Source organism: Actinomycetospora lemnae, assembly GCF_028737315.1.
GTDB lineage: Bacteria > Actinomycetota > Actinomycetes > Mycobacteriales > Pseudonocardiaceae > Actinomycetospora > Actinomycetospora lemnae.
On sequence record NZ_JAQZAO010000001.1, the window covers coordinates 326,732 to 350,657 of the forward strand.

Annotated in this window: 26 protein-coding genes; 19 read left to right on the forward strand and 7 right to left on the reverse strand. The window is 75.8% G+C overall.

Annotated features, from left to right (window positions below; translation table 11 throughout):
- Positions 1-40: 40 nt before the first annotated feature.
- From PGB27_RS01560 to PGB27_RS01570, 3 genes are read left to right on the forward strand one after another with little or no spacing between them, the layout of a single operon-like run.
- The gene (locus tag PGB27_RS01560; RefSeq protein ID WP_274198574.1) at positions 41-835 is read left to right on the forward strand and encodes a MerR family transcriptional regulator; all 795 of its coding nucleotides are present in this window, start codon (positions 41-43) and stop codon (positions 833-835) included.
- Positions 832-1,854 (forward strand): sigma-70 family RNA polymerase sigma factor, encoded by a 1,023-nt coding sequence (locus PGB27_RS01565; protein ID WP_274198575.1) that lies wholly within the window; start codon positions 832-834, stop codon positions 1,852-1,854. Before PGB27_RS01560 ends, PGB27_RS01565 begins: the two co-directional genes overlap by 4 nt.
- 36 nt (positions 1,855-1,890) lie before the next feature.
- Entirely contained in the window at positions 1,891-2,733 is an 843-nt protein-coding gene (locus PGB27_RS01570) for a class I SAM-dependent methyltransferase (protein WP_274198576.1), read from the forward strand.
- Positions 2,734-2,791: 58 nt separating this feature from the next.
- Here PGB27_RS01570 and PGB27_RS01575 read toward each other — a convergent pair whose 3' ends face one another.
- Both PGB27_RS01575 and PGB27_RS01580 read right to left on the reverse strand, forming a co-directional pair.
- Positions 2,792-3,514: a mycothiol-dependent nitroreductase Rv2466c family protein gene (locus tag PGB27_RS01575; RefSeq protein WP_274198577.1), complete on the reverse strand. Its 723-nt coding sequence runs from the start codon at positions 3,512-3,514 to the stop codon at positions 2,792-2,794.
- On the reverse strand, positions 3,511-4,125 hold the full coding sequence (locus tag PGB27_RS01580; RefSeq protein WP_274198578.1) for a dihydrofolate reductase family protein: 615 nt from the start codon (positions 4,123-4,125) through the stop codon (positions 3,511-3,513). Before PGB27_RS01580 ends, PGB27_RS01575 begins: the two co-directional genes overlap by 4 nt.
- A 170-nt stretch (positions 4,126-4,295) precedes the next feature.
- Between PGB27_RS01580 and PGB27_RS01585 the strand changes: the two genes are divergently transcribed.
- The 4 genes from PGB27_RS01585 to PGB27_RS01600 all read left to right on the forward strand — a co-directional run bounded on the left by PGB27_RS01585 (position 4,296) and on the right by PGB27_RS01600 (position 6,969).
- Positions 4,296-5,507, forward strand: a complete 1,212-nt coding sequence (locus tag PGB27_RS01585; RefSeq protein ID WP_274198579.1) for a pyridoxal phosphate-dependent aminotransferase — start codon at positions 4,296-4,298, stop codon at positions 5,505-5,507.
- A gap of 7 nt (positions 5,508-5,514) precedes the next feature.
- Positions 5,515-5,892, forward strand: coding sequence for an NAD-dependent epimerase/dehydratase family protein (locus PGB27_RS01590; protein WP_274198580.1), 378 nt, complete (start codon positions 5,515-5,517; stop codon positions 5,890-5,892).
- 32 nt (positions 5,893-5,924) lie between these two features.
- Positions 5,925-6,101, forward strand: coding sequence for a hypothetical protein (locus tag PGB27_RS01595; RefSeq protein WP_274198581.1), 177 nt, complete (start codon positions 5,925-5,927; stop codon positions 6,099-6,101).
- 253 nt (positions 6,102-6,354) lie between these two features.
- On the forward strand, positions 6,355-6,969 hold the full coding sequence (locus tag PGB27_RS01600) for a superoxide dismutase (protein ID WP_274198582.1): 615 nt from the start codon (positions 6,355-6,357) through the stop codon (positions 6,967-6,969).
- Positions 6,970-7,063: 94 nt separating this feature from the next.
- Here PGB27_RS01600 and PGB27_RS01605 read toward each other — a convergent pair whose 3' ends face one another.
- On the reverse strand, positions 7,064-8,113 hold the full coding sequence (locus PGB27_RS01605; RefSeq protein ID WP_274198583.1) for an acyl-CoA dehydrogenase family protein: 1,050 nt from the start codon (positions 8,111-8,113) through the stop codon (positions 7,064-7,066).
- A gap of 80 nt (positions 8,114-8,193) precedes the next feature.
- On the opposite strand from PGB27_RS01605, the gene PGB27_RS01610 reads away from it, so the two are divergent.
- The 4 genes from PGB27_RS01610 (at position 8,194) to PGB27_RS01625 (ending at position 11,505) form a co-directional block, all read left to right on the forward strand.
- Complete coding sequence (locus tag PGB27_RS01610) at positions 8,194-8,913, forward strand: metal-dependent transcriptional regulator (protein WP_274198584.1); 720 nt, start codon at positions 8,194-8,196, stop codon at positions 8,911-8,913.
- Between the two features lie 73 nt (positions 8,914-8,986).
- Positions 8,987-9,226: a FeoA family protein gene (locus PGB27_RS01615; RefSeq protein ID WP_274198585.1), complete on the forward strand. Its 240-nt coding sequence runs from the start codon at positions 8,987-8,989 to the stop codon at positions 9,224-9,226.
- A 3-nt stretch (positions 9,227-9,229) separates the two neighbouring features.
- Positions 9,230-10,090: a FeoB small GTPase domain-containing protein gene (locus PGB27_RS01620; RefSeq protein WP_274198586.1), complete on the forward strand. Its 861-nt coding sequence runs from the start codon at positions 9,230-9,232 to the stop codon at positions 10,088-10,090.
- Positions 10,087-11,505, forward strand: a complete 1,419-nt coding sequence (locus PGB27_RS01625; RefSeq protein ID WP_274198587.1) for a nucleoside recognition domain-containing protein — start codon at positions 10,087-10,089, stop codon at positions 11,503-11,505. The genes PGB27_RS01620 and PGB27_RS01625 overlap by 4 nt, the downstream gene beginning before the upstream one ends.
- 74 nt (positions 11,506-11,579) lie before the next feature.
- Here the strand turns inward: PGB27_RS01625 and PGB27_RS01630 are convergent, their stop codons facing one another.
- Together PGB27_RS01630 and PGB27_RS01635 are read right to left on the reverse strand one after the other, a co-directional pair.
- Positions 11,580-12,437 (reverse strand): CbtA family protein, encoded by an 858-nt coding sequence (locus PGB27_RS01630; protein ID WP_274198588.1) that lies wholly within the window; start codon positions 12,435-12,437, stop codon positions 11,580-11,582.
- A gap of 28 nt (positions 12,438-12,465) precedes the next feature.
- A complete protein-coding gene (locus tag PGB27_RS01635; protein WP_274198589.1) occupies positions 12,466-12,678 on the reverse strand; it encodes a CbtB domain-containing protein in 213 nt (70 codons plus the stop codon).
- A gap of 273 nt (positions 12,679-12,951) precedes the next feature.
- Between PGB27_RS01635 and PGB27_RS01640 the strand changes: the two genes are divergently transcribed.
- The 8 genes from PGB27_RS01640 to PGB27_RS01675 all read left to right on the forward strand — a co-directional run bounded on the left by PGB27_RS01640 (position 12,952) and on the right by PGB27_RS01675 (position 22,447).
- Positions 12,952-13,734, forward strand: a complete 783-nt coding sequence (locus PGB27_RS01640) for an ATP-binding cassette domain-containing protein (protein ID WP_274198590.1) — start codon at positions 12,952-12,954, stop codon at positions 13,732-13,734.
- Positions 13,731-14,501, forward strand: a complete 771-nt coding sequence (locus PGB27_RS01645; protein WP_274198591.1) for an ABC transporter ATP-binding protein — start codon at positions 13,731-13,733, stop codon at positions 14,499-14,501. Before PGB27_RS01640 ends, PGB27_RS01645 begins: the two co-directional genes overlap by 4 nt.
- Positions 14,498-15,760 (forward strand): MFS transporter, encoded by a 1,263-nt coding sequence (locus tag PGB27_RS01650; protein WP_274198592.1) that lies wholly within the window; start codon positions 14,498-14,500, stop codon positions 15,758-15,760. Before PGB27_RS01645 ends, PGB27_RS01650 begins: the two co-directional genes overlap by 4 nt.
- Positions 15,757-17,271 (forward strand): ABC transporter substrate-binding protein, encoded by a 1,515-nt coding sequence (locus PGB27_RS01655; protein ID WP_274198593.1) that lies wholly within the window; start codon positions 15,757-15,759, stop codon positions 17,269-17,271. The genes PGB27_RS01650 and PGB27_RS01655 overlap by 4 nt, the downstream gene beginning before the upstream one ends.
- A 100-nt stretch (positions 17,272-17,371) precedes the next feature.
- The gene (locus PGB27_RS01660; protein ID WP_274198594.1) at positions 17,372-19,099 is read left to right on the forward strand and encodes an ABC transporter permease subunit; all 1,728 of its coding nucleotides are present in this window, start codon (positions 17,372-17,374) and stop codon (positions 19,097-19,099) included.
- A gap of 10 nt (positions 19,100-19,109) precedes the next feature.
- On the forward strand, positions 19,110-19,679 hold the full coding sequence (locus tag PGB27_RS01665; protein ID WP_274198595.1) for a histidine phosphatase family protein: 570 nt from the start codon (positions 19,110-19,112) through the stop codon (positions 19,677-19,679).
- A 41-nt stretch (positions 19,680-19,720) separates the two neighbouring features.
- The gene (locus PGB27_RS01670; RefSeq protein WP_274198596.1) at positions 19,721-20,056 is read left to right on the forward strand and encodes an ankyrin repeat domain-containing protein; all 336 of its coding nucleotides are present in this window, start codon (positions 19,721-19,723) and stop codon (positions 20,054-20,056) included.
- Positions 20,057-20,110: 54 nt separating this feature from the next.
- Positions 20,111-22,447: an HNH endonuclease signature motif containing protein gene (locus PGB27_RS01675; RefSeq protein WP_274198597.1), complete on the forward strand. Its 2,337-nt coding sequence runs from the start codon at positions 20,111-20,113 to the stop codon at positions 22,445-22,447.
- Positions 22,448-22,718: 271 nt separating this feature from the next.
- Here the strand turns inward: PGB27_RS01675 and PGB27_RS01680 are convergent, their stop codons facing one another.
- Together PGB27_RS01680 and PGB27_RS01685 are read right to left on the reverse strand one after the other, a co-directional pair.
- Positions 22,719-23,339: an Asp23/Gls24 family envelope stress response protein gene (locus PGB27_RS01680; protein WP_274198598.1), complete on the reverse strand. Its 621-nt coding sequence runs from the start codon at positions 23,337-23,339 to the stop codon at positions 22,719-22,721.
- A complete protein-coding gene (locus tag PGB27_RS01685; protein ID WP_274198599.1) occupies positions 23,336-23,923 on the reverse strand; it encodes an RNA polymerase sigma factor in 588 nt (195 codons plus the stop codon). The genes PGB27_RS01680 and PGB27_RS01685 overlap by 4 nt, the downstream gene beginning before the upstream one ends.
- Positions 23,924-23,926 lie beyond the last annotated feature (3 nt).

Below are 23,926 nucleotides of genomic sequence, written 5' to 3' on the forward strand. Positions count from 1 at the left end.
CTCGAGGTGTCACGAAGGGCGATCAGTAGCGTGGAGGGCGGTGGACACCGGGGACGACGGGCGGTCAGCGCAGGACATGACGGTCGACGTGCTCGCCGTACGGGCGGGCATGACGATCCGCAACGTCCGGGCGCACGCCGCCCGCGGCCTGCTCCCGCCGCCGCGCCTCCAGGGTCGCACCGGCTACTACGGGCCGGAGCACCTCGCCCGCCTCGAGCTCATCACCCAGCTCCAGGAGCAGGGCTTCTCGCTGTCGGCGATCGAACGGCTCGTGGCGGCCACCCCGCGCCAGTCCGCCGAGGAGGCGCTCTCCCAGTACCTGCACATGCTCGCGCCGTGGGCCCCCGAGCCCGCGCTGGAGATGGCTGCCGCGGAGCTGCCCGGCTGGCTCGGCGTCGAGGTCGGGGACGAGACGTGGCGGGCGCTCCTCGATGCCGGGCTGGTCGTGGAGCTCGAGGGCGGGCGCGCCCGCGTCCCCAACCCCGGCCTCGTCCGCGCCGGCGCCGAGGCCGTGCGCCTCGGGATGCCCGCCACCGACCTCATCGTCATGCGCGAGGAGCTGACCACCCACGTCGGGGCGGTGACGGCGCGCTTCGTCGACCTGTTCCGGCGCACGGTGTGGGCCGAGTACGTCGACGAGGGACTGCCCGCCGACCGGACGCAGCACGTGCGCGACGTCGTCGGCGCGCTGCAGCCGGTGGCCGCGCAGGCGCTGCTCGCGACGTTCCGGGAGTCGATGCCCGCGGCGATCTCGCTGTTCCTCGACGAGGCCTCGAGCGACTTCGAGCGGGGACGGGACCCCGAGGGCACTGCTGCGGCAGACTCGGAGGAGTGAGCGAGACCACGGTCCTCGACGTCGACGGCGACGGCGACCTCGCGCTGGCGCGGGACGGGGACGACGCCGCCTTCGGCCGCCTGGTCGCGCCGCTGCGCCGCGAGCTGCACGCTCACTGCTACCGGATGCTCGGGTCCGCCCACGACGCCGACGACGCCCTGCAGGACGCGCTGGTCAAGGCGTGGCGCGGGCTCGGCGGCTTCGAGGGACGCAGCTCGGTGCGCACGTGGCTCTACACCGTGGCCACCCGCGTGTGCCTCGACCTCGTCGACGCGCGCGGTCGCCGGGCGCTGCCGATGGACCTCGGCCCGGCGAGCGACCGGACGGTGACGGGCGACGTGCCGCTCACCGAGGTCGCGTGGCTGGGCCCCTACCCCGACGAGCCGGGCGCACGGGCCGAGGAGCGCGAGGCGGTGGAGCTCGCGTTCGTCGCCGCCCTGCAGCACCTGCCGGGCAACCAGCGGGCGGCGCTCGTGCTGTTCGAGGTGCTCGGGTTCTCGGCCGCCGAGATCGCCGCGACCATGGACACCTCGACCGCGTCGGTGAACTCGGCGCTGCAGCGGGCGCGCCGCCTCGTCGCCGAGAAGGTCCCCGACCTCACCCAGCAGCGCACGCTGCGCGAGCTCGACGACGCCCGGCTGCGCGCCGTCGTCGCCGGCTACTCCTCCGCGCTCGAGCGGGGCGACGCCGACGCGCTGATCGCGCTGCTCACCGAGGACGTCACGTGGTCGATGCCGCCGATGGCGCACTGGTACGCCGGGATCGGGCCGGTGGAGGCCTTCGCCCGCGCCGTCCCGCTCGGCGGCGGCTGCGGGTCGTGGCGCCACTTCGAGGTCACGGCGAACGGGCAGGTGGCGGTGGCGTCGTACCTCCGTCCCCCCGGGGCGCCCGCCGACGCGCCGCACCTCCCGTGGTCCATCGACGTGCTGACCCTGCGCGGCGAGCGGATCGCCGCGGTCACCACGTTCATCGGGGCCGAGCACCACGCGCGGTTCGGGCTGCCGGGGGCGCTGCCGTGAGGGTCGTGATGAGGAGGCCGTCGTGAGGAGGCCGCCGTGACCGAGGTGGCCGCGGGCAACGCGGCCATGCGCGACGCCTGGGACGGCGAGACCGGGGCGTTCTGGGCCGAGCACGCCGACCGGTTCGACGCCGCCGTCGCCGCGCACCGCCTGCCCTTCCTCGAGGCGGCGGCGGTGCGCAGCGGCGAGTCGGTGCTCGACATCGGCTGTGGCGCGGGGCAGACGACGCTCGACCTCGCTCCCCGCGCGGCGCCCGCGTCCGTCACGGGCATCGACCTCTCGACACGCCTGCTCGCGATCGCGTCCCGGCGAGCCTCGGCGGCCGGGCTCACCAACGCGGTGTTCGAGCGCGGCGACGCCCAGGTGCACCCGTTCCCGACCGGCGGCACCGACGTCGTCGTCAGCCGGCACGGCACGATGTTCTTCGCCGACAAGCCCGCGGCCTTCGCCAACCTCGCCCGCGCCCTGCGCCCCGGCGGCCGCATGGTCCTGCTGACCTGGCAGGGCGTCCAGTACCAGGAGTGGCTCAAGTCCTTCCTGACGATCCTCGCCGCCGGGCGCGACGTCGCGTTCCCGCCGCCGGAGGGGCCGAGCCCGCTCTCGCTCGGCGACCCCGACGGCGTGCGCGCGCTGCTCGAGGGCGCCGGCCTCGTCGACGTGGAGCTGGAGGGGCACCGGGCGCCGATGACGTTCGGCCGCGACCCCGACGACGCGGTCGACTACGTCACCGGGCAGCAGGCGGGGCTGCTCGCCGACCTCTCCCCCGCCGCGCGCGAGGACGCCGTCGCGGCCCTGCGCGCCGACCTCGCCGCGCACCACGACGAGCTCGGCGTGCGCTACGACTCCGCCACGTGGATCGTGCGGGCCCGCCGGCCCTGATCGGGGCGGACACCCCCGCGGCCGTTGCGCACGAGCAGGGCCCCGACGACCCGCCGCGTCAGCGCACCGTCGTCCCGGTGCGGGCCAGCTTCTGCGACAGCGGCGTGTCCGGGAACGAGCGCAGGGTGCGCTTGAGCTCGGCGAAGCCGCCCCACTCGGCGAGTGTCTGCACCGCGTCCCACAGCCGCAGGGCGTCGTCACCCTCCGGCGGCGCGTCGATGACGGGACCGAACAGCGCCGGGCCCGGCTCGTCACCGTCCTGGTCGGGCGGGCTGAACGACAGGATCGGCGTGCCCACCCCGCCGCCGCACCGCTGTGCCGCCTCCTCGGTCTCGGCGCGCAGGTCGTCGTCACGGGTGGTGTCGTCGGCGGCGTCGGCGAGGTCGGTGGGAAGGCCGACCTGCTCCAGGGCCGGCCGCAGGTCGCGCCGGCGCGCCATCTCGTGCATGACGGCGTGGAAGTCGTCGCCCTCGGGCGGGTCCTGGTCCCACACCAGCCCGCCGAGCGCGGTGTAGAGGTCACCCACCACCTCCGGCCCGTGCGCCTCGCGCGCGGCGTGGACCACGCGGAGCATCTCCAGGCCGCGCACGTGGCTGTCGGGGTAGTCGGGCGAGGCCTTCCTGCGCTCCTCGTAGCTGATCTCCTCGTTGAGGATCGCCAGCGACACCGGGCGCCACGTCACCTCCAGCGGGCGCTGCCGCGCGACCTCCACGACCCACCGCGACGTCACCCAGCAGAACGGGCAGATCGGGTCGAAGAAGAACTCGAGTCGATCGCTCATGGGTGTCGGCTACCCGCGGGTGCGCGCCGCACGCGGTAGCGCAGGTGCGTGACCCGGCGACCGGGCACGACCAGGTACGGGTCCTCCAGCACGGTCTCCGGGGCGTCCTCGCCGAAGAACCGCTTGCCGCGCCCCAGGACGACGGGCGCCAGGTCGATCTCCACCTCGTCCACCAGCCCGGCCGCCAGCGCCTGCCCGCCGACGTCGCCCGCGGTCACGGAGACGTCGGCGTCCCCGGCCAGCTCCATCGCCGTGGCCACCGCGGCCTCGATCCCCTCGGTGACGAAGGTGAAGGGCGCGGTGCCGTAGTGGGGCCAGTCGGTGGGCACGGTGTGGGTGAGGACGACGACGTGCTCGCCCGCGGGCGGCCGGCCCTCCCAGCCTCCTGTGTGGTCGAAGAGGTGGCGCCCGATCACCCCCGCCCGGATGCGGCCCCACTGCTCGCGCATCCAGTCCGCGCTCTCCGGCCCCGTGCGGAAGGGACGCTGCTCGTCGCCGGCGTGCACGTCGACCCCGCCGGCCGAGAACCAGTCGAAGATCGGGCCCACCGAGTCGTCGGGACGGGCGATGAACCCGTCCAGCGACATCGTCGCCACCAGCACCACGGCCATGACGGCCTCCCACCTGCGTTGTTCGTGGTCAGGACATCACGGTATCGGCGCAGGACCTTTTATTCAACTCAGAAGTTGAACAACCGGGTGCTCGGTCCGCGCGTCCTCGTTTGGTAGACCGTGGGCACGGCCCCCGCGCCGTGCCCGTCGACGTGCGAGAGGTAGTGCAGGTGGAGTTCCGGCAGTCGAACAAGCTCCGCGACGTCTGTTACGAGATCCGCGGCCCGGTGGTCGAGCAGGCGAACCTGCTGGAGGAGGCGGGGCACAGCGTCCTGCGGCTCAACACCGGCAACCCCGCGCTCTTCGACTTCGAGGCGCCCGAGGAGATCGTCCAGGACATGATCCGGATGCTCCCGCAGGCGCACGGCTACACCGACTCGCGCGGCGTGCTGCCGGCCCGGCGGGCGGTGGCGCAGCGCTACCAGGCGCGCGGGCTGGAGGTGGACGTCGACGACGTGTTCCTCGGCAACGGCGTCTCCGAGCTCATCTCCATGGCCGTGCAGGCGCTGGTGGAGGACGGCGACGAAGTGCTCGTGCCCGCGCCCGACTATCCGCTCTGGACGGCCGTGGCGACGCTCGCGGGCGGGCGCGCCGTGCACTACCGGTGCGACGAGCAGGCCGACTGGATGCCCGACCTCGCCGACGTCGAGAAGAAGATCAGCGACCGCACCAAGGCGCTGGTCATCATCAACCCGAACAACCCGACCGGCGCGGTGTACTCGAAGGAGGTCCTCGAGGGCCTGCTCGACCTCGCCCGGCGCCACGGGCTGATGGTGATGGCCGACGAGATCTACGACCAGGTGCTCTACGACGACGCCGTGCACCACGACGTCGCGTCGCTCGCGCCGGATCTCGTCGTGCTGACGTTCTCGGGGCTGTCGAAGACCCACCGCGTCGCCGGCTTCCGCTCGGGGTGGCTCGTCGTCACCGGCCCGCGCCAGCACGCCCGCGACTACCTCGAGGGCCTGGCGATGCTGGCCTCGATGCGCCTGTGCGCGAACACGCCCGCGCAGTACGCGATCCAGGCCGCGCTCGGCGGGCGCCAGAGCATCAGCGAGCTCACGGCGCCGGGCGGCCGGCTGCGCGAGCAGCGCGACCGGGCGTACGAGAAGCTCAACGCGATCCCGGGCGTGAGCTGCGTGAAGCCGCGCGGGGCGCTCTACGCCTTCCCGCGTCTCGACCCGGACGTCTACCCGATCAAGGACGACGAGCAGTTCGTGCTCGACCTCCTGCGCGAGGAGAAGATCCAGGTCGTGCAGGGCACGGGCTTCAACTGGCCCACGCCCGACCACTTCCGGATCCTGACGCTCCCCCACGCCGCGACCCTCGACGACGCGATCACGCGCATCGGCGGGTTCCTGGAGACCTACCGGCAGGACTGAGCGACACGTGCACGAGCGGTTCCTCGTCACCGGCTCGAGCGGGCACCTCGGGGAGGCGCTCGTGCGCACCCTGCGCGACCAGGGGACCGCGGTGACCGGCCTCGACGTCCTGCCCTCGCCGTGGACCGACGTCGTCGGCTCGGTCGCGGACCCCGACGTCGTCGCCCGGCCCGTGCGGGACGTCACGCACGTCCTGCACACCGCCACGCTGCACAAGCCGCACGTCGGCACGCACAGCCGGCGCGCGTTCGTCGAGGGCAACGTCACCGGCACCCAGGCGGTGCTCGACGTCGCGGCGACGGTCGGGGCGCCGGTGGTCGTGACAACGCCCGCCGAGCCGAGCGGGGTGTACACCTCACCAACGTCCGGTACCGTCAGTACCTAGTACTTTCGGTACCGCAACGAGGAGGACACCCCATGCTGGGCGACATCGCCGGGACCGCGCCGCTGCGCGAGGCCCTCGAGACCACGAACACGCTGCTCACGCAGGTGCTGGAGGAGCTCCGGCGCGTCAACGCCGACGGCCTCGTCACCGTGGCGCAGGAGCTGCGCGCGATCCAGGACGCGCTGCCGAGCACCGAGAACGCCGCCTGACCCGCCTGACCCGCGTGCTCCGCGATCAGTGCGGACGGCGTGGCGCGCGACGGTTCACCCGCTGCCGGGGCGGGCACCACGGACCCACCGGCCGCGACGTCGACACCCCGGCGTCGCACGGCGCATCACACGGCGCATCACACGGCGCATCCCACGGCCCGTTCCACGGCCAGGACCTCGCGGTTGCGAATCATCTGCAACAGCAGCAGGCTGGCCCCTCAGGCCCGCAGCAGCCCACCGACAGGAGATCCCGATGGCGGAGTACACGCTCCCCGACCTGCCCTACGACTACGGCGCCCTCGAGCCCCACATCTCGGGCAGGATCATGGAGCTCCACCACGACAAGCACCACAACACCTACGTGACCGGGCTGAACGCCGCGATCGACGCGCTCGCCGAGGCCCGGGAGCAGGACACGATCGGCACGACGGCCCTGCTGTGGGAGAAGAACCTCGCCTTCAACTACGGCGGGCACATCAACCACTCGATCTTCTGGAAGAACCTCAGCCCGGACGGCGGCGACAAGCCCACCGGTGAGCTGGCCTCGGCGATCGACCGCGACTTCGGGTCGTTCGACCTGTTCCAGAAGCACTTCACCGCGGTCGCCACGTCCATCCAGGGCTCCGGGTGGGCGATCCTCGGCGTCGACTCCCTCACCGGGAAGCTGCGCATCTTCCAGCTCTACGACCAGCAGGCGAACGTGCCGCTGGGCATCGTGCCGGTGGTCATGCTCGACATGTGGGAGCACGCCTTCTACCTCGACTACCAGAACGTCAAGCCGGACTACGTGAAGGCCTGGTGGAACGTCGTCAACTGGACCGACGCCGCCGAGCGCTTCGACCACGCGAACGGCCTCACCCTGGCCTGAGCCCCCGGAACTCGCGCGGTGATCGTTCCGACAAGCGTCCACTGCGCGGTGCGCGGCGACCCCTCGACCTCCTCGGCCGGGGGGTCGTCGTGCGTCAGGAGCCGGGCAGGACGTCCAGCAGCGCGCTGCGGATCTCCGGCCGGCCGGCGGCGACGAGCGTGAACGCCGCCTCGCGGGCGAGCCGGCGGGCCGGGTGCCGGCCGATGATCGCGCGGCTGCCGACGGCGACGGTCAGCGTCGCGGCCGACCGGACGGCGAGGGCCGAGGCCGCGGCGCGGGCCGCGGGCATCGCATCCGGGTCCGCGAGGGCGGCGTCGAGGTCGTCGCGGGCGGCGTCGAGGGCCTTCCGCAGCGTCGCCGCGACCCCGGCCTCGCCCGCCTCCTCGACGAGCGCGGCGCAGCGTCCCGTGACCCCGAGGGCGAGGCAGCCGTTGATCCGCGCGCTCGCGTGCTGGCCCGCGAGGAACTGCGCGCGCGAGGGCGTCGCGACCACGGCGTCGTCGCCGACGACCCAGCCGTCGACCTCCAGGCGCACGGTCCGGCTGGCGTCGGCCGCCGCGAGGTCGAGCGGGTGCACGGTCACCGCGGACGGGTCGGCGGGCACGGCGGCGGGCACGAGCACCGTGACGATGCGGGCGTCCGCGTCGTCGGCGTCCGCCGTCGCCGCGTCGCGCGCCGAGATCTGCAGCAGGTCGACCAGGCCCCACCCCGTGACGAGCGGCGCCGTGCCGTCGAGGCGCCAGCCGCCGTCGACCCGGGTCGCCCACAGCAGCGGCGGCTGCGGGATGGCGCCGGCGTAGGCGACGCCGCAGCGGGTGGTGCCCCGGACGGCGGCGGCGAGGTGACGCTCGCGCAGCGCGTCGTTCCCGGTCGCGACGAGGGCCCGCACCGAGCCGTGGTGCTGCATCCACGTGAAGGTGGTGGCGAGGCACGCGCCGGCGAGGGTCTCGACGACGCCGAGGAAGTCGTCGAACGACACGTCGGGGCCGCCGTGCTCCGGTGGCGCGGCGAGGCCGTGGAGCCCGGCGTCGGCGAGCGCACGGAAGTGCTCCTCGGGGATGGTCGCGGTCGCGTCGACCTCGTCCGCGGCGGGCAGCAGCACGCGGGCGGCGACCTCCCGCGCCCGGTCCAGCACGTCGCCCATGCCAGGGACGGTAGCCCCGCAGGCCGGGCCGTCCTGCGCACCCGGTCCCGGGACCGGACCCCGGCGCTACCCTGACGGGCATGTCCGGGACCGCCGCGCCGCGCACCGCGGCGGTCGACGACTACATCAAGGCCATCTACGCCGTCTACGAGCGCGGTGAGGGCCCGGCGTCGACGACCGCGCTGGCCAAGCGCCTGGGCGTCGGCGCGTCGTCGGTGTCGGGGATGCTGCGCAAGCTCACCGACCAGGGCCTCGTCGAGCACCGCCCCTACGGCGGCGTGCGGCTCACCGATGCCGGCACCCGCGCCGCGCTCGACGTGCTGCGCCGCCACCGGCTGCTCGAGACCTACCTCGTGCGCGAGCTCGGCTACGGCTGGGACGAGGTGCACGACGAGGCCGAGGTGCTCGAGCACCACGTCTCGCCGACCCTGCTCGACCGCATGGACGAGCGCCTCGGCCACCCGCGCTACGACCCGCACGGCGACCCGATCCCCGCCGCCGACGGCACGGTGGCGGAGTTCACCGCCCGCCGCTTCGCGACCCTCGAGCCCGGCGACCGCGGCCGCCTCGTGCGTGTCGACGACACCGAGCCGGCGATGCTGACCTGGCTGCGCGACCAGGCCATCGAGCTGGGCGTGGGTCTCGAGCTCGTCGCGCGCCGCCCCTTCGGCGGGCCGTTCCAGGTGCGGGTGGGCGCGGCCGACGGGGACCGCGACCTCGACCTCGGTCCGGAGCTGGCGGACGCGCTGTGGGTCGACGATGTGGTCGAAGGGGTGTTCCACCGGGGCTCGGCGTCGTAGAGTTCGGCCAGCCGAACTTTCCGTGACGGGCCGGACGAAACCAGGTCCCCGAGCAGGACGGGGGTGGTCAGTGATGACCCTCGACGAACTGCCCCGTGGCCAGCGGGCCGTCGTCACCGCGCTCGACCTCCGTGGCGGCGAGCGCCGTCGCCTCATGGACCTGGGCCTGCTGCCCGGCGCGGCGATCCGCGCCGACATGACCAGCCCGCTGGGCGACCCGACCGCGTACGAGGTGCGCGGCGCGCTGGTCGTGCTGCGGCGCGGGCAGGCGCGCACGGTCCACGTCGAGCAGGCCGGCACCGGGGAGGGCTGACCCGTGGGGACCCCGCTCCCGACGCCGGGCGTCGGACCGTCCCCCGACCACAGCGGCGGCGCGTGCGCCTCGTGCGCGCTCTCGCCGGCATCGTCCCGGCTCGGCCTGGACCCCGGCCGCTACGACCACGTCGTCGCGCTCGCCGGCAACCCGAACACCGGCAAGAGCACCGTCTTCAACGCGCTGACCGGGCTGCGCCAGCACGTGGGCAACTGGGCGGGCAAGACCGTCGCGCGTGCCGAGGGCGGGTTCTCCTACGGCGGCGCGGGCTACCGGATCGTCGACCTGCCCGGCACCTACTCGCTGCTGTCCACCAGCACCGACGAGGACGTCGCCCGCGACGTGCTGCTCTTCGGGCGTCCCGACGTCGTCGTGGTGGTGGTCGACGCGACGCGCCTGGAGCGCAACCTGCCGCTGGTGCTGCAGATCCGCCAGATCACCGGGCGGGTGGTCGTCGCGCTCAACCTCGTCGACGAGGCCCGGCGCCACGGCATCACCGTCGACACCCGCCACCTGACCCGCGAGCTGGGCGTCCCCGTCGTCGCCACCGCCGCCCGCCGCGGCGAGGGGCTGCCCGACCTGCTCGCGGCGATCGCGCAGGTGGCGACGGCCGACGACCCGCCCGCGCCCCTGCGGCTCGTGCACCGCGACCCCGCCCTCGAGCGGGCCGTCGCCGAGCTCGCCGCGCAGGTCGAGGCCCGCTTCCCCGGCGTCCCCAACAGCCGCTGGGTGGCGCTGCGCCTGCTCGAGGGCGACGCGGGCATCGAGGAGGCGGTGCGCACCGGCACCCTGGGCGACCTGGCCGAGGTCGACGGTACGGCTCCGCTGCACGCCGTGTCCGACCCCCAGGAGCGGTCCGCATGACCGACCTCCTCGACGAGGCCGCACGCCTGCGCCGCGGCCTGTCCGGCGACGCTTCCCACGATCTCGGCGACCGCATCGTCGAGTCGCTCTACACCGACGCCGCGCGCATCGCCGCCACGAGCGTCGACCGCGACGACGCCCGGGCGAAGCTCACCGTCGACCGCGCGCTCGACCGCGTCCTGACCCACCGCGTGTGGGGCTTCGTCGCGATGGGCGTGCTGTTCTTCGGGGTCTTCTGGTTCACGATCGCCGGGGCCGCGGTGCCGTCGGACCTGCTCTACCAGCTGCTCGTGGAGAACGGGCACGGCTGGCTGCGCGGGCTGTTCGAGGCCGTCGGGGCGCCGTGGTGGGTCACCGGCCTGCTCGTCGACGGCGTCTACCTGGCGACGGCGTGGGTGATCGCCGTGATGCTGCCGCCGATGGCGATCTTCTTCCCGCTGTTCACCCTGCTCGAGGACTTCGGCTACCTGCCGCGGGTGGCGTTCAACCTCGACCGGCTCTTCGCCCGCTCCGGCGCCCACGGCAAGCAGGCGCTGACGATGATGATGGGCTACGGCTGCAACGCGGCGGGCGTGACGGCCACGCGGATCATCGACAGCCGCCGCGAGCGGCTGATCGCGATCATCACGAACAACTTCAGCATCTGCAACGGCCGCTGGCCGACGCTGATCCTCATGGGGACGATCTTCGTCGGGGCCGTGGTGCCGCCGGCGCTGGCCGGGGTGGTCGCCGCCGGGAGCGTCGTCGCGGTGGTGATCGTCGGGATCGGGGTGACGCTCGCGGTGTCGTGGCTGCTCTCGCGCACCGTGCTGCGCGGCGAGAGCTCGGTGTACACGCTCGAGCTGCCGCCCTACCGGCCGCCGCAGGTGCTGCGCACGCTCTACACCTCGATCATCGACCGCACCCTCAAGGTGCTGCGGCGCGCGGTGCTCATGGCGGCGCCGGCGGGTGCGGTGATCTGGCTGGTCGGCAACGTGCACCTCGGGGACGCGAGCGTGGCGGCGCACCTCGTGACGGCGTTGAATCCGGTCGGCTGGGTGATCGGCCTGAACGGCGTCATCCTGCTCGCCTACCTCGTGGCGGTGCCGGCGAACGAGATCATCATCCCGACGATCGTCATGCTCACCCTGACCCTCGGCGCCAACACGCTCGGCGCCGCGCCCGGCGTGATGCTGGAGCTGGGGGACGACGCGCAGATCGGCTCGGTGCTCGTCGGCGTGGGCGGTTGGACCCTGCTCACCGCGGTGAACCTCATGCTGTTCACGCTGCTGCACAACCCGTGCAGCACGACCGTGCTGACGATCTGGCACGAGACGCGCAGCGTGCGCTGGACGACCGTCGCCACGCTGCTGCCCCTGGGGCTCGGGTTCGCGGTGTGCGCGCTGACCGCCCTGATCTGGCGGCTCGTGGTCTGATCTCGTTGGTCTGATCTCGTTGACGAAGGGCACCCCTCGCCCGTCTACCCGAGCGAAGGTGCCCTTCGCTCGGATCAGGCGGCCGAGGCCTCGGGCGTGCGCTCGCCGACCTCGCCCTTCGCGAGCCGGCGCTCGACCAGCGCGCCGAACACCAGCCCGAGCACGCCCCAGAGCAGGGCCTGCGCGGCGAAGGACGCGACGCGGAAGTGGTAGAGCACGTCGGCGTCGAAGCCCGGGTAGATGATCGTCCCCGCGGCGTCGCGCAGGGGCAGCGGCGTCTCGCTGACCCGCGGCCCGTTCTCCACGGCGTTGATCGTCAGCTCCCCCAGGCCGGGCAGCACGCTCATGAGGACCGCCGACAGGGCGACGTACACGACGCCCCCGACGAGCACGGCGTTCCACGTGCCGATCCGCCCGCGGACCTGCCGGGCCACCGCGACCGCGGCCGCGAGGAACAGCAACGACCCGATGACCATCACCAGGTACAGCGCGGTGCGGTCGCCGATGGTCTCGTCGCTGCCCACCGCGGGCGGGCTCGCCGGGTACTCCACGAACGGGGTCGCGTAGATCGTCAGGAACCCGGCGCCGGCCACGACCAGCGCGAGCACCCGCGGGCGCAGCGCCACCCGGCCGTGCAGCAGCGTGTAGGCCACCGCGACCAGCAGGCCCAGCGCGATCCCGATGGCGACCATGCCGACGCCGAGGCCGATCGTGGCCTGCACGCCCCGGCTGACGACCTCCTCCTCGGCGCCGCCCGCCGGGACCGCCCCGGCCGCGGTGGCCAGGGCCTCCTCGGCCTCGCCGCGGCCCTCCTCGTAGGCGATCGCGGCCTCGACCTGCGGCTCGGCGAACAGGAGCGCGAACACCCACGCGACCAGCCCGGCCACCGCACCCGCGATCACGCCCCGGAGCACGAACGAGCGTGCCTCCATCTGCAGCTCCTCCTCCGGCGGATCGGGCCTAGTGGCAGGGGAAGCCGAGGAAGTGGCGAGCGTCGTGGACGAGCTCGTGCAGGACGGTGGTGTCGCCGAACACGGAGACGGCGCCCTGGTCGATCCCGACGACGTAGTAGAGCGCCAGCCCGACGAGGACGGCGCTGATGAGCCAGGGCAGGGTCTCCGACGCGGGGACCGCGGTGGCCTTGGCGCGGGCGACGGCACCAGCAGTGGTCACGGGCATCTCCTGTTCGGGCGCACGGCGAGCGACCGCCCCGGCGGTGGCGGTCGTCCGAGACGCTAGGGGCCCGGGGATCACGGCGTCAACGCCTCAGCATGTGATGAGCTATGGGCGTTGAACTGGACGTTCGGGGTCGCGAGACCAGCGGCGGGCGCCCCCATTGCTGCCACCGACTGGCAACTCATGCACGTGTGCGCCTGCGACCAGTGCGTTGCAGAGCACGTGGGGTAGCCACCCGTTCGCGGCGGGAAGGCCCTAGGGTCCCGGCCCGTGTCCCCCGTCGCCGAGGTCCGCGACCTCACCGTCACCGCGGGCGGGGCGACGTGCGTCGACGGGGTCACGCTCGGCGTCGCGCCGGGCGAGCGGTGGGGCGTCGTCGGACCGTCGGGGGCGGGCAAGTCGCTGACCGCCGCCGCGGTGGCGGGCCTCCTGCCGCCCGGGACGACGGCGGGCGGGAGCGTCCGGGTCGACGGCACCGAGCTCGTCGGCGTGCCGGAGACGACGCTCGCCGAGGTGCGTGGCTGCGGGGTCGCCCTCGTCGCCCAGGACTCCGCGACGGCCCTCCACCCGCTGCTCGCCGTGGGCCGCCAGCTCGCGATGCCGCTGCGACGCCACCAGCGTCTCGACCGCGCCACCGCCCGCGCCCGCGTGGTCGAGGCGCTCGCCGAGGTCGACCTGCCCGCCGAGCTCGCCCGCGCCCGCCCGTCGCAGCTCTCGGGCGGGCAGCGCCAGCGCGTCGCGCTCGCCGCGGCCCTGGCGTGCCGCCCGCGCCTGCTCGTCGCCGACGAGCCGACCGCCGCTCTCGACGGACCCGTCGCCCGGGCCCTGCTCGACCGCCTCGACCGGGCGCTGGCGGCGTCCGGGACGGCGCTGGTGCTGGTCACCCACGACCTCGGGGTGCTCGCGGCCGTGTGCGAGCAGGTCGTCGTCCTCGCCGGGGGCCGGGTGGTCGAGCACGGCGCGGTGCGCGAGGTCCTCGCCGCGCCGGCGCACGCGGTCACGCGCGAGCTCGTGGACGCGGCCCGCCTGTCGGTGCCGGAGGTGCGGGCGTGAGCTTCAGCCTCGCCGGCGTCACCCGCCGCTACACCGTGCCCGGCGACCGGCCGTGGCGGCGCGTCGTACGGACCGCCCTCGACGGGCTCGACCTGGAGGTCCCCGCCCGCGGCGACCTCGCCGTCGTGGGGGCGTCGGGGTCGGGGAAGTCGACGCTGCTGCGGATGCTGCTCGCGCTCGAGGCCCCGGACGCGGGCACGGTGCGGTTCCGCGGCGAGGTCGTCACCCCGCGACGCCCCGGCGAGGTGCGCCGGGCCGTCGGCGTCGTCGCCCAGGACCCCGGCAGCTCGCTCGACCCACGTCTGCCGGTCGGTGCGAGCATCCGCGAGCCCCTGGAGTGCGCGCGCGTGCCCGGCGACCACGGGGACCGGGTCGCCGAGCTGCTCGACGCCGTCGGGCTCGACCCGGCCGTCGCCGACCGCCGCCCGGCGGGGTTCTCCGGCGGCGAGCGCCAGCGGATCGCGCTGGCCCGGGCGCTCGCGACCCGCCCGGCGGTGCTCGTCGCCGACGAGCCGTTCAGCGCCGTCGACCCCACGACCCGGCGGCGTCTCGTCACCCTCGTCGGCGATCTGACCCGCGCGTCGGGGACCCGGCTGCTGCTCGTCAGCCACGACCTCGGCGTCGCCCAGCGGCTCTGCTCCGACGTCGCCGTCCTGGCCTCGGGGCGGGTCGTCGAGACCGGCCCCATCGACGACGTCCTCGCGCGCCCGTCCGCGGACGCCACCCGCGCGCTGCTCGACGCCGTGCTGGGCGTGGAGGTGGCGTGAGCGACCTGCTGCGCCGGTGGTCGATCCTCGGGCGCCTGGGCGAGCTGCCCCGCCCGATGCGCCTCATCGTGCTCGGCCAGCTCGCCTTCAACACCGGCTTCTACCTGGTGCTGCCGTTCTTCGCGCTGCACCTCACGCGCGACCTCGGGCTCGGCGGCGCGCTGGTCGGGCTGCTGCTGGGGCTGCGGACGTTCAGCCAGCAGGGGCTGTTCTTCCTGGGCGGGGCGCTGGCCGACCGGTTCGGTACCCGGCCGGTGGCGCTCACCGGGTTCGTGGTGCGGATCGTCGGGCTCCTGCTCCTCGCGGGCGCGGACGGCCCCGTTCTGCTGGTCGCGGGGACGGTGGCGACGGGCTTCGCGGCGGCGCTGTTCTCGCCGGCGGTGGAGGCGGAGCTGGCGCGGCGGGCGGGGGCGCTGGAGCGGACCGACGGCCCCACGCGCAGCGAGGCGTTCGCGATGTTCGGGGTCGCCGGGGAGGTCGGCGTCGTCGTCGGCCCGGTGCTGGGCTCGCTGCTGCTGACCGTCGACTTCGCGGTGACGGCCCTCGCGGCGGCGGGCGTGTTCGTCGTCGTCCTCGTCGCCTTCGCCCGCGGGATGCCGCGCGAACCCGCCGCGCACGCCGGGGAGCCGGTGCTCGCGGGGTGGGGCGAGGTGCTGCGCAACCCCGCCTTCCTGGCGTTCGCCGCGGCGTACTCGTCGTGGCTGCTGAGCTACAACCAGCTCTACCTCGCGCTGCCGGTGGAGCTCGCCCGCGTCGGGTCCGCCGGGCTGCTCGGGGCACTGTTCGTGCTGTCGGCGGTGATCGTGGTGGTCGGGCAGGTCCCGCTGGCCGAGGTGGTCCGCCGGCGGCTCGGGACGCGCGCGCTGCCCGTGGGGTTCGCGGTGCTCGCGCTGTCGTTCCTGGCGACGGCGGTGCTCGTCGGCCTCGGGGCGCCCGGGCCGGTGCCGGCGGTCGTGTTCGTCGTGACGCTGACGCTCGGGCAGATGACGGTCGTGCCGATCGCGCAGGACGCGGTCGGGCGGCTCGCGGGCGAGCGGCGCCTCGGCGCGCACTTCGGCGTCCTCGCCTCCGCCGGCGGCCTCGCCGTGCTGGGCGGGAGCGCGCTGCTCGGCGCCCTGCTCGACGCCGGCGGCCCGCCCGCCCTGCCCTGGGCCGTCACCGCGGCCCTGCCCCTGACCAGCGCGCTCGTCATGGGCGTCCTCGTCCGCCGCGTGCCCGCGCTGCACGCCGACACCCTCGCCGCCGGGAGGCCGTCGTGAAGCCCGTTGGACCAGCCCGCCGCTCGTCCCGCCGCCTGGGGGTCCTCCTGGCCGTCCTCGGCCTCGCCCTCACCGGGTGCTTCAGCACGTCGGGGGGCGACGGCGGTGACGGGCGGCTGCGGGTCGGGCTGTCGTTCCCGCCCACGTCGGGCCTGTCGCCCTACGGCAACGAGGCGACGCTCGCGACGCGCCTCGGGGTCACCGAGCCGCTCGTGGTCCTCACCGGCGGCACCCCGACCCCGGCGCTGGCGACGGCGTGGACCCAGGTCTCGCCGACGAGCTGGCGGTTCACGCTGCGCTCCGGCGTCACCTTCCACGACGGCACGCCGCTCAACCCGGAGGCCGTCGCCGGCAGCCTCACCCGCGCCGCCGCGGCCACGCCGACGCCGCGGGCGCTGGCCTCGCTGGCCGCCACCGGACCCGCGCTCACGGCCGTGCCGGACGGCGCCGGTGGCGTCCTCGTCACCACGCCCGCGCCCGACCCGGTGCTCCCCCAGCGCCTGGCCTCGCCGGAGCTGGTGATCCTCGCCCCGTCCGCCTACGCCGACCCGTCCCGGCCGAGCCCGGTGCGGGCGGGCACCGGGCCGTTCGTGCTCACCCGCGTCGACGGGTCCACCGGCGCGACGCTCGACGCCAACCCCTCGTCGTGGCGGGGACCGGTGGGTGCGCCCGGGATCGACGCGCGGTTCCTCGCCGACGGCGCGGCGCGCGCCAACGCCCTGCGCGCCGGCGAGCTCGACGTCGCCGAGGCGATCCCGGCCTCGCAGGTGGCGTCGATCGCGCCGCCGCAGCGGGTCTCCGGCGTCCCGCTGCCGCGCAGCGTCGCGGTGTACCTCGACCAGCGCTCGCCGGTGCTCGCCGACCCCGGCGTCCGGGCCGCGGTCCGCACCGCGCTCGCGCCGGTCGACGTCGCCGGCGCGATCTACGAGGGCCGCGCCGACCCGGCCGCCGGCCTGTTCGGGCCCGCGACGCCCTGGGCCGCCGCCCGTCCCCCGCACCCGGTGACCCCGCCGGCGCCCGTCGCGGGACAGCGCCTCCGCCTGGCAACGTACTCCGACCGCGCCGAGCTCCCCGAGATCGCCGCCGCGGACGCCGATGCGCTGCGCCGCGCCGGGTTCACCGTCGACGTCACCGTGCTCGAGAGCTCGGCGTTCGAGGCGCAGCTGGGCACCGGGGCGTTCGACGCGGTGATCATCAGCCGGTCGCAGCAGCTCGACACCGGCGACCCCGTCGGCTACCTGGCCAGCGACTTCTCCTGCGCCGGCAGCTACAACCAGGCGCGCTACTGCGACCCGGCGACCGACGCGATCCTCGCCGCCGCCGCCGCGACCAGCGACGTCGAGGCCCGCCGACGCGCCGCGCTCGCGGTGGAGGCGCGCGTGCTCGCCGCCGACGCCGTGGTCCCGCACGTCACCGAGCGCGCGCGGGTGGGCCTCGGCGCGGGCGTCACCGGCGTGGTCGAGGACCCGAACGAGCAGTTCCTGGTCACCGCCGCGACCCACCGGGGCTGAGCGGGGTGTGCGGGCTCGCGAGTGTCAGCGTGGCGTCCACGCTGGCACTGGACGCCAGGATCGCCACCACCTCGCGCGCGCGACACGCCGGGACGGGCGGATGACCACCGCGCGCCGGCTCCTCCCGCTGCTCACCGCCGGGGTCGCGGTCGTGGTGCTGGCGCTGGTCGTCGCCGCGCTGCCCTGGCTCTGGGACGACGACCCCGCCGCCGCGGTGCTGCGCGTGCGCTACCCCGAGCGCGGGTTCTCCGCCGCCGCCCTCGACGCGCTGCGCGCCGAGCTCGATCTCCCGGCCGACCCCGTGGCCGGCGCCCTCGGCTGGCTGGGCGGGGTGCTCACCGGCGACCTCGGCGTCTCGTGGGTGTCTCGAGCCCCGGTCGCGCCGTCCGTGCTCGCCGCGCTCGGGGTGTCGCTGACGCTGGCCCTGGCCGCCGCGGTCGTCGCCGCGGTGACCGCGACCGCACTGCTCGCCCCGGGAGTGTGGCGCGCCGCGCACCGGGGCGCCCCGGCCGGGCGCGGCAGCGCGGTGGCGGCGTCCGTGCTGGGCGCGGTGCCCGAGATCGTGCTCGGGGCGGTGCTCGTCGCCGTGGTGGCGGTCGCGTGGGGGCTGCTGCCGAGCACCGGGTTCGCCGGCCCGTCCTACCTCGTCCTGCCGGCCCTCGCCCTCGGCCTCCCGGCGGGCGGGCTGCTCGCGCGGATGCTGTCGTCGGCGACGGAGTCGGCGCTCGCCGAGCCGTGGGTGCGCACCTGGCGCTCGTGGGGCACGCCGCCGGCCACGGTCTCGCTCGGCGTCGCCCGGCGGGCCGTGGCCACCGCGGTGCCGCAGGTCGCGCTGCTCGTCGTGGGCCTGCTCGGGAGCGCGGTGGCGGTCGAGCAGCTCTTCGGCATCCCCGGGATCGGCTCGCTGGCCCTGGACGCCGTGCTCGCGCAAGACCTGCCGCTGGCCCAGGCGGCGGTGACGGTGCTCGTGCTGCTCGGGCTGGTGCTCGGCGGGGTCGGGGTGCTCGCGCACCGCGCGCTGCTGGGGCCGGCGCGCTCGGGAGCGGAGGTGTCGGTGGGGGTGCCCGACACCTCGGGACGAGCGCGGTCGTGGGCGCCCTGGGCCGCGGCCGGGGTGCTCGCGCTCGTGGTCGTCACGGGCCTGCCGCGCGCCCCCTCGACGACCGTCACCGAGCGCCGCCTCGCCCCGCCGTCGTGGTCGGTGCCGCTGGGTGCCGACGCGCTGGGCCGCGACCTGTGGGCGCGCGTGGCGCACGGCGCGCTGCTGACGGTCGGGACCGCGGTCGCGGTGACCGTGGTGTGCGTGGTCGTCGGGCTCGCGGTCGGGGTGGGCGCGCGGTCGGCGCGGGCGGGCGTCGCGGACGTGCTCAACGCGGTGCCCCCGATCGTCGTCGGGCTGGTCGTGGCCGCGATCGCGGGTCCCGGCCTGCTCGGCGCCGCGATCGCCGTCGCCGCCGTCGGGTGGGTGCCGCTGGCGGTGCACGCCCGGACGCTCGCGACCGAGGCACGCGCGTCGGGGTACGTGCGGGCGGCGGTGCTGGTCGGGGCGGCGCCGGGCCGGATCGCGGGACGCCACGTCGTGCCCGCGGTGGTGGGACCGGTGGTGCGCCACGGGCTCGCGCGGGTCCCGCACGCCGCGCTCGGGATCGCCGCGCTGAGCTTCCTCGGGCTCGGCGCGCCCCCGGACTCGCCGGAGTGGGGCGCGGTGCTCGCCGACTCGCTCGCCTACGTCGACCGCGCGCCCTGGACGATCGCCGCGCCCGCGCTCGGCCTGGCACTGCTCGCGGTCGTCGTGGCCCTCGTGCGCGAGACGCGGACGAGCAGCTGAGAATCCCCCGGTGCGTCTGCACCTGCTCGCCCACGCCGCGACCGCCGCCGCCCGGGAGGCCCGCTTCCCCGACGACGAGCCGCTCGACACCGGCGGGCGCCGCGCCGCCGCGGAGCTCGCGGGACGGCTCCCCGAGCCCGCCCACGTGTGGTGCGCGCCGTCCGCCCGGTGCCGGGGTACCGCGGCGCTGGTGCTGCCGGGGCGGTCGGTCGACGGCGAGGCGCCTGCCGGCCCCGACCCGGGCGCGTGGGCCGGCCGCGCGCCCGCCGACCTCGCCGTCGAGGACCCCGCGGCGCTGCAGTCCTGGCTCACCGACCCCGACGCGGCGCCGCCCGGGGGTGAGTCGCTGGCGGCGCTCGTCGCGCGCGTCGGGGCCTGGATGGACGACCTGCCCCGCGAGGACCGCACGGTGGGCCTCGCCGTCGTCGACCCGCCCGTGGTGCGCGCCGCGGTGGCCCACGCGATGGGCGCCGGGCCCGCCGCCGCGTGGCGCGTCGACGTCGCGCCGCTGACCCTCGCCGTGCTCACCGGGGGCTCGGGGCGGTGGAACCTGCGGTCGCTGGGCGCGGTCGGGGGCTGATCGAGTAGCACGACCGATGGTGCGCAACCACACTGCCTCCCGTGGGGGACGTCGAGGACGCCGTGACCGCCCGGGACGTGGTGGTGGGCCTGGTCGACGCGGCGTCGAGGGGTCTCGACGACGCGGTCACCGCGCTGCTGCACGTCTCGCCCTCGCCCGGGTGGGACGAGGTGGACCTCGCCTTCTGGAGCGCCTGCCGCGGCGGGCACCTGAGCACGGTGGAGATCCTGTTCCGGCACGGGGCGCAGCTGAACCGGTGCCAGCACCACCTCGGACAGACGCCGCTCGACGCGGCCATCGCGTCCGGCGACGAGGACCTCGTGCGCTGGCTGCGCGTCCGCGGGGGGTCGACGGCGGCGGGGCTGCGACGGCCGTGACCTGCTGTCCATGATCGTCGGGGAGTGTCGGGGGTCGGGGCTAGCGTGCTGGTCATGGGCATCGCGGACCTCGACGCCGGTGGGTTGCCGGTCGAGGTCCTCGACGCGATCGACCCGGCCGGGCTGGCCGGCGCCGAGGTCGTGAACTTCGCCCGCGACTGCTTCCGGGCCCGCAATCGCGCCACCGCCCGCTTGCTGACTGCGCTGCACGAGGCCGGCCGCACCGAGGAAGGGCAGAAGGGTCGCCGGGCGCTGCTCGACGAGTTCTCCGGCGACGAGGCCGCCGCCGCCCTGGGCTGGTCGCGGGCGATGGCCTGCCGCTGGCTGGGCCTGGCCGACGACCTGCTGCGCCGCCTGCCCGAGGTCCACGCCGCCATGCGTGCCGGTGAGCTCGAGGACACCAAGGCCCGGGTGCTCTCGGACTGGACCCGCGACCTGGCCGACGACCACGCCCACCACGTCTGCGGTGAGGTCCTGCCCGAGGCCCCGCGGCTGCCGGTCGGGGCGCTGATCGAACGCATCCAGCAGCTCGCCGCCGCCCTCGACCCCGACTGGGCGGCGCGCCGCGAGCAGGCCGCGGAGAAACGCGCCCGCGTGCTGGCCTCGCGCAACCCGACCGGCACGGCGAACCTGGCCGGCTACGACCTGCCCGTGGAGCGGGCCGCGGTCAGCATGGCCCGCCTGGAGGCCCTCGCCGCCGCGCTACGCCGCCGCGGGGTACCGGTGCGGGTCGAGGCCCTGCGCGCCGAGGTCTACCTGACCCTGCTCGACGGCACCGCCGCCGGCCTCGACGACGACACCCTGCTCGACCTGCTGGTCACCCACCTCACCCCACCCGACGCCGACGGCCGGGGCGAAGGCCCCAGCGACGACGGCCCCGACGACCAGGGACCCGGCGACGGCGGGCCGAGCGAGGGCGGGCCGAGCGATGGCGGGCCGGTCGATGGCGGGCCGAGCGATGGCGGGCCGAGCGAGCCGGGCGGCGGTGGTGGCTCCGACGACGACGGCGGTCGGGGTGATAGCGGCACCGAGGCTCGCCGAGGTCGCGACGACGAGGGGCCGGACGAGCCCGCATCCGACGTGGGCGCGGACGAGCGTGACGGCAGCCCAAGCGGGTCGAGTCCCTCGCCCGACGAGTCACGCGGCGCGCGAGCCTCGGCCGATGACGCCACCACTGACCACACCCCGCACGACGACGACTCGCACGACAACGACTCGGGCCATGCGCTCACCGACGGTGGGCCAGGCGACGACGAGCCAGGCGACGACGACGTGGACCAGGCCCCGAGCGGCGAAGCCCCGACAGGGCAGGCCCCGCAGGGTCCGGTGGTGCGGGACGGCACCGTCGAGGTGCGGCTGCGGCTGAGCACCGCCCTCGGGCTCGACGAGCTACCCGCCCAGATCCCCCGCTGGGGCACCGCCCTCGCCCCCACCGCCCGCTGCCTGCTCCAGCGCTACCACCACGGCCAATGGCGCATCGCGCTCACCGACGACACCGGCCACCTCCAGCACCTCCTGCTCACCCGCCACCGCCCCGACCCGCCGAGCGAGGCCCCCGCAGGCCCCGGGCGACCACCCCGCCCCCGCCGCGACCGGCGGCGGGGGCGCCACGGACCAGCCATCGTCGAACTCCAGGTCCCGACGACGCTGCTCGCTGCCCTCGACCCCGCCGACCACCCCACCTGGCACGCCCTGCTCACCGACCTCCACCGCCACCTGCCCCGGCCCACCGCAGACGGTGAACCACGCGCGCCCGACGACCACCTCGACCCCGCCGCCGCCACCCACCGCCGACCCACCGCCGAGATCGACCGCTGGGTCCGCGCCCGCGACCGCCACTGCATCGCCCCGTCCTGCCGCGAGCCCGCCCACGCCACCGACCTCGACCACACCACCGACCACGCCCACGGCGGGCCCACCCTCACCAGCAACCTCGGCGCCCTGTGCCGCCACCACCACCGCGCCAAACACCACGGCCGCTGGCGCCTCACCCAACCGAGCCCCGGCCACTTCCAGATCACCACCCGCGCCGGCGCCACCTACGACACCCACCCACCCCGCATCACCGACCCCCTCCCGGCACCCCGCCCCGCCACCACCCCACGACCCCTGCCAGCGGACCTCCACCACCTCGACCACACCCACGACCACACCCACGACGACACCGCCGACGACGAACCCGCCGACGTCACCGCCCGGCTGTTCAGCCGCCGCCTCATGTCGCCCACGGCCGTCACGCCCGACGGCCCACACCGCAGGCCCGCCCGCCACGCCCGACCGCCCCGCACCCCCGGCCTCTACGACCTGCTGCGCCAGGCCCACCGCGACGCCCAGAACCCGCAACGGGCCGCCACACGGATCGACCCCGACCCCGACCCGCCGCCCTTCTGAGGGACCACGCCGATCCAGTTCGCCGGCCGCTCGGGTGGACGCCCGCAACTCGGGCGACGCACGGTCGGCAGCCCGCTGCGGCACTCCTGGGAGGGGCCGGTCCGGCACCGGATCCGCCAACCACTGCTCGGAGCCACCGCCTCGGAGCGCGGCACCCCGGAGCGCGGCCTCGGAGCGCGGCACCCCGGAGCGCGGCACCCCGGAGCCGTCACCCCCCGAGCCGCCGACCCAGGGCCCGCCGTGACGCGAGGGCAGCCAGCCGACCCTCGCCTCAGAGCAGCACGTCGTCGACGTGCACGAGCACCGCCACCGGCTCGAGGCCCGTCGAGTTCCGGATCCCGTCCGCCACCACCGCGCGGATCCGCGTCCCGAGCGCGACGAGGTCCGCGCCGTACTCCGCGGCCAGGGTGATCGCGACGACCGTCGAGGACCCGGCCACGCCGGCCGTCACCTCCGGCCCGCCGTCCAGGCTCGTCTCCGGACCCCCGCCGGCGGCCACGAGGTGACTCAGCGCCACCCGCACGCCCGGCACCCGCGAAGCCAGGTGGCGGGCGAGGGCGACGACCACCCGCGCGCTGACCCGCGTCCGTCCCCGCGGCTCCTCGATGCGCCCGAACTCCGGGTCGGCGGCCACCCCGCGGATGCGGCGCAACGCCTCGTCGAGCAGGCCGTCGGGGGCCTGCGGACGGTGGTCGGCGACGGCGCGGACGGGCGCCCAGAGCCGGTCGAACTCGGCCAGGGCGGCCTGGCAGTAGGGGCAGTCGCGCTGGTGGGCGTCCCGGCGGTCGGCCGCGCCGTCGGCGACCTGCGCGACGAGCGCCGCCGCGTCGCGCCCGCAGGCCAGGCGGCCCTCGAGCGGCGCGGTGGCCGAGGGGGTGCGCTCCTGGGTCATGTCCAGTCCTTCATCTCGGACATCAGGGTGGCGCGGGCGCGGGCCAGTCGCCCGCGCACCGTGGCCTCGCTGGTCTTGGTGACGGCCGCCGCGTCGCGGTACGACAGGCCCTCGAGCTGCACCAGCACGAGCGGCACCCGCTGATCTTCGGGCAGGCGGCTGATCGCGGCGAGCCCGGCCTGCAGCTCCTCGCCCGCCAGCACCCGGCTCTCCGGGCCCGCGACCCGGGGGTGGTCGGCGTCGGCGAGCTGGTCGTGGGGCCGCTGGCCGCGGCGGTGGTTCAGGCACCGGTTGACGACGACGCGGTAGAGCCAGGTGGTGAACGCCGACGTCCCGGCGAAGCCGGACAGCGCCGTCCAGAGCTGGATGACGACCTCCTGCGCGACGTCGTCGGCGTCGGCGGGACTGCCGAGCATGCGCAGCGCGATCCGGTAGATCCGGTCGCGGTGCCGGCGGACCAGCTCCTCGTAGGCGCCCTGGTCGCCGGACCGGGCCCTGCCCACCAGCCAGCGGTCGGCCTCGTCGTCGAGGCCGGCCGAGGCCCGGGTGCCGCCCGGGCCGGGGTCACGCCCCGGCACGCTCACGCG